The 13,310-nt window shown below is 60.4% G+C and carries 14 protein-coding genes and 5 pseudogenes; 5 read left to right on the top strand and 14 right to left on the bottom strand.

Annotated features, from left to right (window positions below; all coding sequences use genetic code 11):
• Positions 1–211 precede the first annotated feature (211 nt).
• The 3 genes and pseudogenes from phaC to phbB all read right to left on the bottom strand — a co-directional run bounded on the left by phaC (position 212) and on the right by phbB (position 3,181).
• Positions 212–1,918 carry a class I poly(R)-hydroxyalkanoic acid synthase gene (gene phaC / locus VCJ09_RS16855; protein ID WP_324731269.1) on the bottom strand — a complete coding sequence of 569 codons (1,707 nt, stop codon included), beginning with the start codon at positions 1,916–1,918 and terminating at the stop codon, positions 212–214.
• 130 nt (positions 1,919–2,048) lie between these two features.
• A pseudogene (locus VCJ09_RS16850) lies at positions 2,049–2,363 on the bottom strand (thiolase family protein); the annotation flags it as partial.
• 74 nt (positions 2,364–2,437) lie between these two features.
• Positions 2,438–3,181 (bottom strand): acetoacetyl-CoA reductase, encoded by a 744-nt coding sequence (gene phbB, locus VCJ09_RS16845; RefSeq protein ID WP_407692976.1) that lies wholly within the window; start codon positions 3,179–3,181, stop codon positions 2,438–2,440.
• Positions 3,182–3,653: 472 nt separating this feature from the next.
• Between phbB and phaP the strand changes: the two genes are divergently transcribed.
• Positions 3,654–4,223: a TIGR01841 family phasin gene (gene phaP / locus VCJ09_RS16840; protein WP_324731267.1), complete on the top strand. Its 570-nt coding sequence runs from the start codon at positions 3,654–3,656 to the stop codon at positions 4,221–4,223.
• 85 nt (positions 4,224–4,308) lie between these two features.
• On the opposite strand, the gene phaR is transcribed toward phaP, so the two are convergent.
• Entirely contained in the window at positions 4,309–4,833 is a 525-nt protein-coding gene (gene phaR, locus VCJ09_RS16835; RefSeq protein ID WP_324731266.1) for a polyhydroxyalkanoate synthesis repressor PhaR, read from the bottom strand.
• A 152-nt stretch (positions 4,834–4,985) separates the two neighbouring features.
• Positions 4,986–5,210: a hypothetical protein gene (locus VCJ09_RS16830; protein ID WP_407692975.1), complete on the bottom strand. Its 225-nt coding sequence runs from the start codon at positions 5,208–5,210 to the stop codon at positions 4,986–4,988.
• Between VCJ09_RS16830 and VCJ09_RS16825 the strand changes: the two genes are divergently transcribed.
• Together VCJ09_RS16825 and VCJ09_RS24875 are read left to right on the top strand one after the other, a co-directional pair.
• Positions 5,154–5,285, top strand: a complete 132-nt coding sequence (locus VCJ09_RS16825) for a hypothetical protein (protein ID WP_324731264.1) — start codon at positions 5,154–5,156, stop codon at positions 5,283–5,285. The genes VCJ09_RS16830 and VCJ09_RS16825 overlap by 57 nt on opposite strands.
• Positions 5,266–5,361 (top strand): annotated as a pseudogene (locus VCJ09_RS24875) (CAP domain-containing protein); the annotation flags it as partial. The gene VCJ09_RS16825 and the pseudogene VCJ09_RS24875, both read left to right, overlap by 20 nt.
• A gap of 6 nt (positions 5,362–5,367) precedes the next feature.
• Here VCJ09_RS24875 and VCJ09_RS16820 read toward each other — a convergent pair.
• The gene (locus VCJ09_RS16820) at positions 5,368–5,880 is read right to left on the bottom strand and encodes a hypothetical protein (RefSeq protein WP_324731263.1); all 513 of its coding nucleotides are present in this window, start codon (positions 5,878–5,880) and stop codon (positions 5,368–5,370) included.
• 371 nt (positions 5,881–6,251) lie between these two features.
• On the opposite strand from VCJ09_RS16820, the pseudogene VCJ09_RS16815 reads away from it, so the two are divergent.
• Both VCJ09_RS16815 and VCJ09_RS16810 read left to right on the top strand, forming a co-directional pair.
• Positions 6,252–6,359: pseudogene (locus VCJ09_RS16815) on the top strand (group II truncated hemoglobin); the annotation flags it as partial.
• 187 nt (positions 6,360–6,546) lie between these two features.
• Positions 6,547–7,206, top strand: coding sequence for a dioxygenase family protein (locus VCJ09_RS16810; RefSeq protein WP_079202680.1), 660 nt, complete (start codon positions 6,547–6,549; stop codon positions 7,204–7,206).
• A 204-nt stretch (positions 7,207–7,410) separates the two neighbouring features.
• On the opposite strand, the pseudogene VCJ09_RS16805 reads toward VCJ09_RS16810, so the two are convergent.
• From VCJ09_RS16805 to VCJ09_RS16770, 8 genes and pseudogenes are all read right to left on the bottom strand, one after another.
• Positions 7,411–7,617 (bottom strand): annotated as a pseudogene (locus VCJ09_RS16805) (NUDIX hydrolase); the annotation flags it as partial.
• A gap of 128 nt (positions 7,618–7,745) precedes the next feature.
• Positions 7,746–9,119 carry an IS1182 family transposase gene (locus VCJ09_RS16800; RefSeq protein ID WP_324731262.1) on the bottom strand — a complete coding sequence of 458 codons (1,374 nt, stop codon included), beginning with the start codon at positions 9,117–9,119 and terminating at the stop codon, positions 7,746–7,748.
• A gap of 56 nt (positions 9,120–9,175) precedes the next feature.
• A pseudogene (locus VCJ09_RS16795) lies at positions 9,176–9,378 on the bottom strand (NUDIX domain-containing protein); the annotation flags it as partial.
• Positions 9,379–9,513: 135 nt separating this feature from the next.
• Positions 9,514–10,200 (bottom strand): GNAT family N-acetyltransferase, encoded by a 687-nt coding sequence (locus tag VCJ09_RS16790; RefSeq protein WP_324731261.1) that lies wholly within the window; start codon positions 10,198–10,200, stop codon positions 9,514–9,516.
• Positions 10,201–10,354: 154 nt separating this feature from the next.
• A complete protein-coding gene (locus VCJ09_RS16785; protein ID WP_324731260.1) occupies positions 10,355–11,725 on the bottom strand; it encodes a sensor domain-containing protein in 1,371 nt (456 codons plus the stop codon).
• A gap of 236 nt (positions 11,726–11,961) precedes the next feature.
• On the bottom strand, positions 11,962–12,498 hold the full coding sequence (locus tag VCJ09_RS16780; protein ID WP_324731259.1) for an REP-associated tyrosine transposase: 537 nt from the start codon (positions 12,496–12,498) through the stop codon (positions 11,962–11,964).
• Between the two features lie 208 nt (positions 12,499–12,706).
• Entirely contained in the window at positions 12,707–13,009 is a 303-nt protein-coding gene (locus tag VCJ09_RS16775; protein ID WP_324731258.1) for a type II toxin-antitoxin system RelE/ParE family toxin, read from the bottom strand.
• Positions 12,997–13,254 carry a type II toxin-antitoxin system Phd/YefM family antitoxin gene (locus tag VCJ09_RS16770; protein ID WP_090448084.1) on the bottom strand — a complete coding sequence of 86 codons (258 nt, stop codon included), beginning with the start codon at positions 13,252–13,254 and terminating at the stop codon, positions 12,997–12,999. Before VCJ09_RS16770 ends, VCJ09_RS16775 begins: the two co-directional genes overlap by 13 nt.
• Positions 13,255–13,310: the final 56 nt, after the last annotated feature.

Raw genomic sequence — 13,310 nt, 5'->3', positions numbered from 1 at the left:
AGTCCGCACCAACCCGGCCACTTCCACCTGGTCGGGTATCGGGCCGGTGACGGCAGCCTGATTGACACCAACGTGGTGATGCTCAATCAGCCGGGTTAGCCGCGCCCTGCTCGACTGCGCGGGCCAGGCGCAAGGCCTTTTTGCGAGGCCTATCTGCAGTCATGTCGCACCGGGCCGGGGTCGGCCCAGGTGCATTGGCTCGCCCGGCGGCTCAGCCGCGTTGCATCACGTACTGACCGGGCGCCGCCTCCAGTGGCGGGTACTGCTTGGAGCCGAGGCTGGTGACCGGCGCGGCGGATTTGCCGGCGTATTCGCTCAGCCATTCGATCCAGTCGCTCCACCAGCTGCCGGGGTGTTCCTCGGCGCCGGCCAGCCAGGTATCCGGATCGGCCTGCAGATCGGGATTGGTCCAGTAGCCGCGCTTATTATTTCGCGGCGGATTGATGATCCCCGCAATGTGTCCGGAGCCGCCGAGCACGAAGCGCTGCGGCCCCTTGAGCAGGCGTGTGCTGGCATAAGCGCTGGTCCAGGGCACGATATGGTCCTCGCGCGTACCGACCAGGTAGGTCGGCATGTCGAGTTTCCCCAAATCGACCAGTTCGCCGCAGCATTGCAGCGTGCCGCTCTTCAGGTCGTTCTGCAGATAGGTATGACGCAGGTAAAAGCTGTACATGGGGCCGGGCAGGTTGGTGTTGTCGTTGTTCCAGTACAGCAGGTCGAGCGGGCGCGGCTTTTGCCCTTTCAGGTATTTTTCGACGCTGTAGTTCCACCACAACTCGTTGGGCCGCACTTGCGAGAATGTATTACCCATGTCCTCGCCACGGAACAGGCCGCAGGGCCCACCCTTGCCGCCGATGGTGCGCTCTCGGTAACTGACGGATTCTTCGTCGATGAAGATGCTCACCACACCGGTATCCTCGAAGTCGAGGAACGAGACCAGCAGGGTCAGGCTGGCTGCCGGTTTCTCGCCGCGCGCCGCCAAGACAGCAAGGCCGCAGGCGAGCAGCGTGCCGCCCACGCAATAACCGAGGATGTTGAGCTGTTTCTGAGCACTGATGCGCTGGGTGACCTTGATCGCCTCGAGGATGCCCTGCTCCACATAGTCGTCCCAGGTGGCATCGGCGATGCTGTTGTCGGCATTACGCCAGGACATCAGGAACACCGGATGGCCTTGCTCGAGGGCGTGGCGCACGAACGAGCTTTCCGGCTGCAGGTCGAGAATGTAGAACTTGTTGATCACCGGGGGCACGATCAACAGTGGACGCTGGTGCTGTTTTTCGCTCTGCGGCGAGTACTGGATCAGCTGGAAAAACGGGTTCTGATAGACCACCTGACCTGGGGTGGTAGCAAGAGTGACGCCGACTTCAAAGTCGCCGCGGTCGCACTGGCGCAGCTTACCTTCGCTAATGTCGCTGGCCAGGTTCATCAGACCACTGAACAGGCTGGCGCCCTGGGTCTGTACGGCGCGCTCGAGGGCTTCGGGGTTGCTGCCAAGGAAATTGCTCGGCGCGGCGGCGGCAACCGTTTGCTCGACCAGGAAGTGCAGGCGCTGACGCATCTTGCCGGGCTCCATCGGCAGCGCCTCGAGCAGGCGCATGAGAAAACGCGCATTGAGCAGATAGAGGGCCGCCAGAGAGCCAAACAGCGGCTGACTCCAGGCGTTGCCGGCAAAGCGTTTGTCACTGAAGGTAAACGGCTGCTGGGCTAACGTCTGCATGCTCAGCTGCATCCATTCGCCGTTGTATTCAGCCTGCAGATGATCGAGTACGGCGCCATCCAGTTCGAACCAGGCATCGGTGTTGTTGCCCTGGAACCAAGGATTTGGGCGAATCCATAGGCGCAATAGTTCTACGGTCAGGCGCACGCCGAACGGCAGGTTGGACGAGAAAAAGGGGGTAAAGGGGGAAGCGTTTTCCATAACCAGTATCCGCTATCTAAAAAGACTGCTGATGCTCAGGCGGCTGCCTGAGCGGTGCCGGCGTGACCCGCAGGTCAAGCCGGTATCGAGGCGTTTGGCCCTATTTGCGGTCGACAGCCAGGGCGATGCCTTGGCCGCCAGCGATCACTAACTCGGCATCGTCGCAGCGGATCGCCTGGGCAGCCAGTTGCACGACTGTGAGGCCGGAGACGCAGACCTTGTTCAGGGTCATAGCCGGGACTTCGGGGGGAAGGCCCGGCTTGATCGCGGCCTGGCGCACGGGGTTCTGCCCGGAGCCGGCGGTCAGCACCTGGCCGAGGATCATTTCATCGATGGCGTTCGGCTGCACGCCGGCCTCCAGGTCGGGAGCGGGAATAGCGCTCAGCCCGCCCTGAAAGCTGCCGATGGCGGTACGGGTGGTGGCGACAATGACAACATCGTTCATGTTCAGACCTCTGCGACAAATAAGGGAGGAGGCGATTGCCCGGTGGGGCAGTCGCCAATATCAGCCGGGTAGGTTCAGGACATGTTCAGGCCGCCGTTGACCGAGAAATCGGCGCCGGTGGCATAGGCGGCCTCTGTGCCAGCCAGCCAGGCGACCATGGAGGCGATCTCGTCGGGCTGGCCGAGGCGCCCGGCCGGAATCCCGGCGACTATCTTCTCCATCACGTCCTCACGGATGGCCGCGGTCATGTCGGTAAGGATATAGCCGGGGGAAATGGTGTTGACGGTGACGCCCTTGCTCGCCACTTCGCGGGCCAGCGCCATGGTGAAGCCGTGAATGCCGGCCTTGGCGGCCGAGTAATTGGTCTGGCCGAATTGGCCACGTTGACCGTTGACCGAGGAAATGTTGATGATGCGGCCCCAGCCGCGCTCGACCATCGAGTCGACGACCTGCTTGGAGGTGTTGAACAGGCCATTGAGATTGGTGGCAATCACCGCGTTCCAGTCGTCCGGTGTCATTTTCTTGAACGTGGTGTCGCGGGTGATCCCGGCATTGTTGACCAGCACGTCGACCGGACCGACCTGCTCGCGAACCTCGGTAAAGGCCCGCACGGTGTCGTCCCAGTCGGTGATATTGCCTGTCACGCAGTGAAATTCGAAGCCTTCTTGCCGTTGCTGCTCCAGCCAGGCTTCCTTGCGCGTGGACTGCGCGCTGCAGCCCACCACCACGATGAAACCGTCACGATAGAGGCGCCGGCTGATAGCCGTGCCGATACCACCCATGCCGCCGGTTACCAGCGCAATTCGCTTGTCCATCATGCTGATGTAGCTCCACTGATCGATTGAAAGCCGGGGGCAACAGTTGCTGGATCGGACGGAGCACCTGGCCCGCCTTGCGGCGGTCGAGGCTCATCTGATGGTCTTCCGGCGAACCGATCATGCGCGCGAATTGTGAAGAGATGAATACGACTTATGGGTCAGATCGTGAATGGTGCGTCAATGCGCCACGCTTCGCCTTAGGCTATTTCAGTTATGCAAAAACATGCGCCTGTATTAGGGCTCGTCGTCGCCAGTTCGCCATGGAACCTTGCTCTGTGAAGCGCTGTATCTCCCGTGTGGCGGTGGAGTTATGCGATTCGTTCGGTTGCTTCTGGTTTGTGGTGTTTTTTGTGCAGTGCAAAAAAAACAGTTGCACGCTGTTCGAGGATCGCCAAGAATGAGTCAGCGAGTCGAGTGCAGAAGCGCGCGGCAGCACGACCTTTGAACGTCACTATCCTCAGGAGACTCACCCATGTCCTTCTTCGATTCGGAAAAGCTGCAGTCTGACCAGAAAGCCAACTTTGATCTGCTGGAGCAGGTAAATGGCAAGGTTCTCAAAAGTGTTGAGCAGCTCAGCCAGCTGCAGCTTGCCGCCATGCGCGTCGTCAGCGAGGAAAGCTTCAACAGCGCCCGCACCTTGTTCTCCGCTCGCGATCCGCAAAGCTTCGCTGCAGCGTTCAGCAGCCTGGCCAATCCAGCACTACAGGCTGAGCGCCTGCAGGAGTTCAATCGCAAGGTCTACGACCTGTTCTCCGGTACTCAGGCCGATATCGCCAAGCTCGGCGAGCGTCAGGCTGCCCAGAGCACCCAGCAGATGCAGGACCTGGTAGCTGAAATTGCCAAGAATGCGCCAGCAGGCTCCGAGCCGGCCGTAGCCATGATGAAGTCGGCCGTCGAGGGCGCCAACAGCATCTATGAGAACGCGCAGAAAACCGCCAAGCAGGCGGCGGAAATGGCCGAGAGTGGGCTCGCCGCAGCGGCGTCGGCCGCCGGTCAGGCCACCCCCGCGGCGGGCAAGGCGACTGGCGGTGCACGCAAGTAAGCCTGGCTTGGAATGACCTGCAATGCCCCGGCTATGCCGGGGTTATTGCGCGGTTTTGCTGGAAAGTGCTGCAAGACAAGCCTGTTCAGGTCTTGTCGTCATCCTTCTTTTCTTTGTCAGCTTGGCCAGCCGCACCGGGAAAACCCGGGAACATGCCGAACAGGTTCTGCGTGTTCAGGTAGAGCTGCTTAGATTGCTCGACATACTGCCCCATCACCTTCTGCATCATCGGCACTTGGCCGCTCATGAAGTCGCTCCAGGCCTGGGACGATTGCTGGCCAGTCTGCGCCTGGATGTCGGTCACCGCCTTGATGCTGTTTTCCAGGTAGCCGCCAAGCATGCCCTGGAAGGGTCCGTAGAAGCGGATGATGCCCTTGAGCATGTCACTGGAGAAGATCGGCTCGCCATCGCTCTCGGCTTCCTGAATGATCTGCAGCAGGATGCTGCGCGTCAGGTCTTCGCCCGTCTTGGCATCCACTACCTGGAACGACTCTTCCTCAACGACCAGTTTACGGATGTCGCTCAGGGTGACGTGCGTGCTGGTCTGCGTATCGTAGAGGCGACGATTGGGGTACTTCTTGATTAGGCGAACGTGATTCCGATCAGACATGCCGCGGACTCTTGCGCAGAGGATTATGGGCTCATGGTAACCCAAAGCCCCCAGGCGGGACGGATGCCCGTCCCGCCTGGGCCACAGTCGCGAGCCAAAAGCACCCGCTGGTGCAGCAGGGGCGCAACGGATTCGCGCGCCCAGAGGGTTGTCTACAGGTGGTCAATAGGGCGCGCCAGTGGCCTGGCATCCACAGAGCTCTTGGCCGCGACAATGAAGCCGATGACCGACAGCAGGCCGCTGGCAACAGGTGTTTTTTTCGCCAGCAGGCAACTGCCGGGCAAACGCCGCCTGGCAGCCTTGGCCATGCTGCAGGCGCTATGGCCAAGGCCGACAACGATCAGCTGCTGATCCGCCAGGTCAACGGATTTCGTCAATCGGCCGCCGGCTGCGGCGACCTACAAGTCGAGCCGGTGGCGCCGCTCGCACCCGATGAACCCACAGTTCCGTGAGTTGGCGGCCGCTTATGCGGTTGAGCCGCAGAGTGATGCGGGGCTTTTTTGGACGGCGCTGTTTGGCGCGGCGTAACCCGTTTTAGCTTGCAGGCCGCGGAATAAACTTGCGCACATCCAGGTGATAGAAACGGCGCATGCCATCCTGCTCCAGCCATAGACCGTGCTCATCGGCTTGCGCCTGGCTGGCCGTGATGACAGCCTGCGGAATGCGTCCTCGCTGCGGGTGCAGATAACCCGGCACAAAGGCTCCCTCGCGGTATTGGAAATCATGCACCTTGCCGGTGGCTATCTCCGGCGCCCGCGGGTTGTAGCTGATTTCCCACACCTCACCCAAGGCGCCGCTGACCACGACAAAACTCTGTCGATTGGGAAAGTGCCAATGCTGATCCACCTGGGTGGCTGCATGGCTTGCATCGGCATTAGTCAGCGGCCAGCGCAGATTTTTTTCACCATCGCAGAGCATCAGGCCGCCGGCATACGCTTGCAGGTACACCTTTTGCGATTGTTCCAGGACTGGCGCATCGGCAAGCGGGCATCCTGCCTGAGCATGGGTAGCCAGAAGTGCAGCAAGCATCATGGGGAACCAGCGCATGGTGTGGCCTTTCCTGAGTGGGTCGGCTTAACACTGTAAAAGGCGCTGGGCGAACAGGGGATGATTTGAAGCAAGCCTGCGCGCTTGCCTGGAGAATACGCCCGACCTGCGTAATGGCGGGACACAATTGGAAGCCATTGAGGCGCTGGCTGGCAGGAAGTTTTACGACCAGAACTATATTTTTCAGCTCACATGCAACATTGCCTGAATACGCAGTGACTGCTGATGGCTCCCACGTCGATGCGTCGAACCGTCCGCGTGGTAGCAAGCCTGTGACGCTCCGGTCACGACGTTGGCGACCCGCACGCTGTTCTGAGTGGACGCTGGAGTGTCGAGGGGGTGTCCCCACGCCGGAACGTGGGAACGAACTGATAGAGTTGCAGGGCTATACCCCGGTGTTCGCTGAGTACCTGCTGACCCCGTTGCGGGTGCCAGCCCAGCGCATTGTCCAGGCCAGCCAGAGTCGGCACGGCGTTTAGCTCGGGATTGACGATAGATCTGTCGCCTTTATCCAGGAGGGGCGTTCGGCATGGCAGTCGGTCCAGCTGACAAGTCCGCCCGCGCCGACAGCTGGATTGCGAACTAGACTGACTGCATTCGGGCCGGGCCCTTGCCACGGGCTGCGGTGCTTGGCATGCCGGGGCAGACCCCGGCCAGGAGGTCGAGGTGGACAAACGGCAAAGGCTTGGCGCAGGCCTGTCACGGCGTCGATTTCTCTATGGCAGTGCGGTCCTCGGCGCAGGCTTGCTGGCCGCTCCGGCCCTGGCGCAGCAAGTATGTCGACCCACGGCGGGCGACATCCTCGGTCCTTACTACCGCTTCGGCTCGCCTTTTCTGGCGAAACTGGTCGGGCCGGAAGAGGCGGGCGAGCGGCTGGTAGTTAGCGGTACGGTGCTCAGCGAGGATTGCCGCACGCCGATTGCCAACGCCCTGGTCGAGGTCTGGCAGGCCAACAGTACCGGCCTCTACGACACCCAGACCCCCGGCAACTTCACCGACAAGGGCAACTTCCACCTGCGCGGCATGCTCTACACCGACGCCCAGGGTCGCTACCGCATCGAGACCGTGATGCCCGGACGCTACCCGGTACCGCCGAACCTGCCGGGGCTAGAACAGTACGCGGGGATCACCCGGCCGGCACATATCCACTTCCGGGTGATGGAGTCGCTGCACGTGCCGGTGACCCTGCAGCTGTACTTTGCCGGCGACCCCTACATCGCCAAGGACCCCTGGGCCAGCGTGCACCCGGATAATGTCATCGCGCTGGAGGCAGACGGCGAGGGCCGGCGTGGGGCGTTCGACATGGTGCTTGCCCGAGGGTTTTAGCGACGCCTGACGTCCACTAGTCGAGCAACCCCGGACCGAGCTTGCTGCGGGCTCATGCCGACGCATGCCCGTCGGCCTTGCTCACTGTCGAGCCAGTAGGGCGGAAAACCGCGAAGCGTTTTCCACCATTTGGCATCCACGTTCGATTTTTGCCTTCTATCCTGTTTCTGATCTAACGGTTGCTCCGTTCAACCCGTCTTATGGCTATTGAGCCGCTGGCCACAGCAGCGGCAGCACATGCTCGCGCAGCAGCGGTGCCAGTGTGTCCGGCAACATGTCGCCGGGCGCGAGCCAGCGCAGTTCTTCCAGCTCGGCGGCGGCGCTGACGCTATGGGTCAGGCGGGCCTGGAAGACACTTGCCTCGATCCAGGTATCGGCTTCGTTGGCCGCTGCGGCGCGAAACTGCCCTAGCAGCCTGTCGGACTTGAGTTCATCAATGGGCGGGGCATGGCAAAGGCAAAGCAAACTGCTCACTATTTAGGCGGCCTTAACCGGTTTTTGCCCTGTATTTCCGGAATTCGAGCGGATTTTGCCCCTTTTTACACATGTTGGACGGATTGCGGGCGCAACGCGGCCATGCGTTTCAAGTTCCACGCCAGGCACACCAAGGTCCATTCGGTCTGGACATTCGCCAGCCCGCGCAGCAGGAACTGACGGAAGCCCATCACCGACTTGATGATCCCGAATACCGGCTCCACCGTCTGCTTGCGCAGTGCATAGGTCGCACGCCCGGCCTTAGTCTTGAGCCGGTGCTTCATTTGCTCGACCTGGCTGGCCGGCTCCGCCAGCGCTGTCGGCTCTTCAAAACGCTCGCGCCAGTGCGGATGGTGGGCGTCGCGGCCAACGGCAAGCAATGGCTCGATCCTCGCGGCGTGGCAGATTTCGACATTATTCTCGCTGAAGTAGCCGGTATCGCCCAGGATTTGCCCCGGCTGGTTCAGCCCCGCAGGGAGCGCCTGTAGCTTGGCCAGCATCGGCGCAACCTGTTCCTTGTCGTTGCCCGCCTGGGTCACATGAGGCGCCATGACCAACATGGATTCGCTATCGACCACCGCTTGGGCGTTGTAGCACTGCTCGAAACCGCCACCGGTCACCTTCATGATGCGCGAGTCTTCGTCGGTCAGATTGATCTGTTCGTGCGCGTGCGGGCCGGCCTGCGGCGGTTTCGGCGGCTTGCCGCCGGGCTTCTTGCCGCTGGCCTTGGCCTTGGCCTCACGCGCGGCCAGCTTGGCCTGATACTCGGCCTGCTCCCGCTCGAAGCGTTCCCTGGCCCGCGCTTCGATCTTGGCCTTGGCCTCTGCGATAGCGGTTAGACGGTCTTCGCGCCGCTTGATCTCGTCGGGCAGGCTGACCCCGTCGGGGAGGTCGCTCTGGTCGGCCGCTTCCGCCAGGTCGAGCATCTCCTGGACTTCGGCCTTTAGCTGGGCCTCGATCTTCTCGGCGTGGCCATAGGACAGGGCACTGTGCCGCGAGGCATTGGCGTGGATCTTGGTGCCGTCCAGACTGACCGTGCCAAAACGCGAGATTTGGTTCTCGCGTGCGATTTGCAGCACCTGCACAAAGGTCGCGGCGAACTGCTCGCCGTGGCGGCGGCGGAAACTGGCCAGGGTGTCGTGATCCGGGTGCTGGTCGCAGGCGATAAACCGAAACGCCAGGGAGTCATAGCTGGCTCGCTCGATCTTGCGGCTTGAATACGCACCCGTGGCATAGCCGTAGATCAGCAGCGACAACAGCATCGCCGGATGGTAAGCAACACTGCCACGGCCCGCATAGGCGCGCTCCAGCCTCGACAGATCCAGGCCCTCCACGACCTCCACCACGTAGCGCGCCAAGTGTGACTCGGGCAGCCAGTCTTGCACCGACGGCGGGAGCAGGTAGTCAGTTTCGCGGTTGATCGGTCGAAAGCGGCTCATACAGTCAGATTCCAGGAGCGATGCGCAATTCTACCGGCGACGGGGAAAGTCCGACAGGCTGCTAGCGGGCGCAATGCGTTGGCTGGCAGGCTGAGGTTGAGTTCTTCATTCAGTTCGCGGGTCAATGCGGCTATTGGGTCTTCGCCGGGCTCGGCTTTGCCGCCTGGCAGCATAAAGGCCAGGGTGTTGCGTTTGCGTACCAGCAGTAAGCGGCCGGCATCGTGAGCAGGCAGGCGGCTGCAATGGTCACGATGCACAGGGTGCATAGGTACCTTTGTTCATTTCGTTTTGGTTTTGGTCGTGTAAACACTGTTGGCCGTTCTGCTGGTTGCGTCCCGTTCACTGCCGGGTCACTCGGGGGCTTGCCTAGTCAAGCAACTGAAATTTATAGACATTAATGCAGAATAAGACGCTCGCGTACCAACGCCTGAGCTTGCTGGGCCATCTGGTCGAGCTGACGGTCGCGCTGTTTCTCCGCCTCGCTCATGGCCTTCTTGCCGTGCTGCTTCAGCAAATACGCGTGGATCTGCCGGACTTCCTGGGACTGGTAGATGGGGGCCAGGTCCTGCACTGCGACCATGCCGTCCGAGCCATGATCCTGGGTATTCATCAGCACTTGCGGCCCCCGCGCAGCCAGCACCTGAAAACCCATGGCCTCGAAGTACGGCACTTTGCTTGCCACACAGGCCAGTTCGGCATGGGCATGGCGAGTGATCATGTGCTGCAGCATGGCCCGGGCAATACCGCGCCGGCGGTGGCTGGCCTGGACGGCCATATAAGCCAGGGTGCAGGCTTCGGGGTCATCCTTGGCCGGCAGATAAAGGGCAAAGCCCAGCACCTGGGAAGGGTCCAGATCGTCCAGCGCCAGGATCAACTGCGCGGTGCTATCCAGGGCACTGTTCATGGCCTGTAGATACAGGTGCATCTCGTAGCCAATCACGTATTGGTACAACTGGTAGAGGGGATTGCTGGGCGTCAGCGACACCGGGCTGATGTCGCTGAGGTAATCCACCATCATCTGCAGAATCTGGCTTTTCAGCGACTCGGGTGGCGGGTTGTCCAGGTGTACAAGGGTGAACATCGTGAGTCTGGCTCCGGGGCGTGCCTGATTGGGGGAATCGGCGTTGGCGGCATTGTAACGCCCACCGATCGTTCCCACGTCGAGGCGTCGAACCGTCCGCGTGGGAACGATCTGAAATCCAAGCCATAACTCATCATGAATTGTGGTCGGTTGACTATTCCTTCGCGGGCTTCTCGACAACCACATAACGCTTGCCCCCACTGCGTTTGGCCACGTACATGGCTTCATCCGCGTGGCGAACCAGATGCAGATCACTCTGGCCGTGTTCTGGGTATATCGCGATGCCCAGGCTTGGAGCGCTAAGCAAGGTTTGCCCTTCCAGGAGGTAAGGCGCGCTTAGGCTGACAATGATTTTCTCGGCCACCACGGTGGCATCTTCCTGGCTGCTGATGTTGTCCAAAACAACCGCGAATTCGTCACCGCCTAAACGGCCAACAGTATCGGACTCCCGCACGCACTGCCTCAGGCGCCGAGCGACTTCTCGCAGCAGAAGGTCGCCTGTGGTGTGGCCAAAGGTATCGTTGATGTGCTTGAAGTTGTCCATGTCGAGATAAAGCACCGCCATCCGTAAGGCGTCTCTTTTTGCCCTTTGCAGGGCACTTCGCAAGTGATCCAGGAACAGCGTACGGTTTGATAGCTCAGTCAGTTGGTCGTACTGCGCAAGAAACTCCAGGCGCGAGTGCGTGCGCTTGCGCTCTATCGCAGCCGCTACCTGGCTCGACACAAATTGCAGCAGCTCCCTGTCCTGTTCGTTGTAACGCACGACCCCGGAATAGTTCTGAAGCACCAGCGCGCCGATGGTATGGGGGCCCGATATCAGCGGCACGCCAAGCCAGTCCAGGGCGTGTTTACCTGCCACGGCACCAATTTTTGCAAGCATCTGCTCGGCCGTCTCAGGCGTTAACAACAGGGCTTCAGCGGAGCGTATAACCTCGGCACTGAGGCTGCCGGCGCCCAGCGCCAAGGGTGATGGCGGCGCCTCAAATTGATCAACGTAATACGGGAAACTGAGCTGGTCATGCGTGGCGTCGTATAGCACCACCGAAAAATTCTCGGCGGGCAGCAACGGGCTAATTACCTCGTGCACTCGTTTATAGAGCGACTGCAGATCGCCAATCGCGTGAGCCGCTTCCGATATCGCATACAACGCGGCTTGCATCGCCTCGGCACGCTTACGCTCAGTAATATCGCGCGCCACCCCCACCCGCACCTGCTCGGCCTCAAGCCATTGGGCAGACCACATGATATGAACGACATGACCGTCTTTATGAATATAACGATTCTCATGATCCTGTGAGGGTTGGCCCAAGTTAATGCGCTCTACGAGTGTCCTAATTGCAGCGCGATCGTCCGGGTGCATCATTTCAAAGGTGGTTCGGCCAAGCATTTCTTCGGGCCGATAGCCGAACACGCGCTCGCTGGCCGCGCTGACTGATAGAAAACGACCCTCTTTATCCACTACGCAGACAACGTCCAGCAGCAGATCCAGCAGTTTGTCGTGGGGTAGGTGGGGGTTTGGCGTCATGGCAATAACTATACGGCCCGGCCTGCTGGGTTCGCTAGCGCGATGAGTTAGCTATGGCACGGTGTAAGGCCGAAATCAGTAATAGCTGTTAATGGACGTCTGTTCTCTATCTGCTGAGGTTCTGAAATCTGCCGCAACCCGGTAGGAGCGACCTTGGCCGCGATGCTCTGCTTTGATCGTTCCCACGTCGAGGCGTCGAATCGTCAGCGTGGGAACGCAGCCAGTGACACTCCGCGTCACGTATCCCACCGGTCGACCTCGATCAATCCTGCCTGCCCCGCGTAGTTCCTGGCACTGGAGTAACGCCAATGCTCCGCTCGATCCACGTAGCCTCGTTTGATTGGGTTGTGGTGGATGTAGTCGAGCTTTTCCCGCATCACCTTTGAGCTGTAAACCAGCTCCGCATTTGATCCCTCCTGCCAGAGTTGATGCACACGGTCGTCCTTGTGCGCACGTTTGGTAAAGCGCAGACGCTCCAACACACGTTCCGCGCCTCGGTCTTGCAGGTGATCAATGATCTGGCGTGCCGTGAATGACTTGAAGCCACTGACGCACTTGCTCAGGTCAGGGGCCTGGGCAACGAAGTGCAAATGGTTTTCCAGCACCACATAGCCGTAGAGGCGCAAGCCTTGGTTGGCCTGCTGATAGCGCCAGCAGTCGAGCAGGATTTCGACCAGAGCGGGGCGGGTGAATAGCGGTAGCCACTCCAGCACTGTGCAAGTGAGAAAGTGCGGTTTTTCAGGTTCGGTGATGACGTAGCGGCTGCGGCCCATTGGATTCTTCCTTGAATCGGCTGGCTGTGGATGGAGTAGGGCGGCTTCTCTATCTTCGATGGCTCCCACGCTTCGCGTAGGAGCCTAGCCCGCTGCGTTCTGCGTTGCCACCACAGAGCGGCAGGGTCAACAGCAGTAGGTACGGCTTCATCGGCTCTTCCTTCTCCGCCATGCCGTTACGCGGGGCCGACCCCGAGGTCTTGTATGGTTAGTTGGGGGCCAGCATAAGAGCGCGAAGCTTGCGCTCTTCCCTCATTACGTAAAGGACCAATACCTGATGTCCATCTTCCCGGTAGAACACCCGACACGGAGATACCACAACGTCTCTGTAGACCGAATTGGGCAGCTCCGCAGGTGTGCGCCCCGATTTCGGAAAGTCTTCCAGGCGCTGCGTGTTAGCGAAAACTTCTGCAACGAGCTTGCTCGCAGCAAGCGGATTATCCAGGGCAATGTATTCGGCGACAGCATCCAATTGCTGAAGGGCTGGTTCCGTCCAGATTACTTCAGCCATTTGCTCATTTTCTCCCTGGCCTCTGCTTGGCTGTGCGTCCTGCCTTCAAGTACGGCCCGCTCTCCCCGTGAAAGCCCTTCCAGCAGCTCCAGCCTGCGCTGCATAAATTCGTAGTCCTGCACATCGACGAGGTAGGCCGATGGCTGGCCATGTTCTGTAATCAGCACCGGCTCTTTCGAGGTATGCAGATCCGCCAGGATTTTTGTGGCATGACGCTTGAGGTTCGTAACGAGCTCAACTTTCATGGGGGCAACCCTGAATCGACCGAAAAGTGGCACTAGAGTATCACTTCTCGCTCGGG

The organism is Pseudomonas paeninsulae (genome assembly GCF_035621475.1).
GTDB classification, from domain to species: domain Bacteria; phylum Pseudomonadota; class Gammaproteobacteria; order Pseudomonadales; family Pseudomonadaceae; genus Aquipseudomonas; species Aquipseudomonas paeninsulae.
This window is presented reverse-complemented; position numbering and strand designations above follow the sequence as displayed.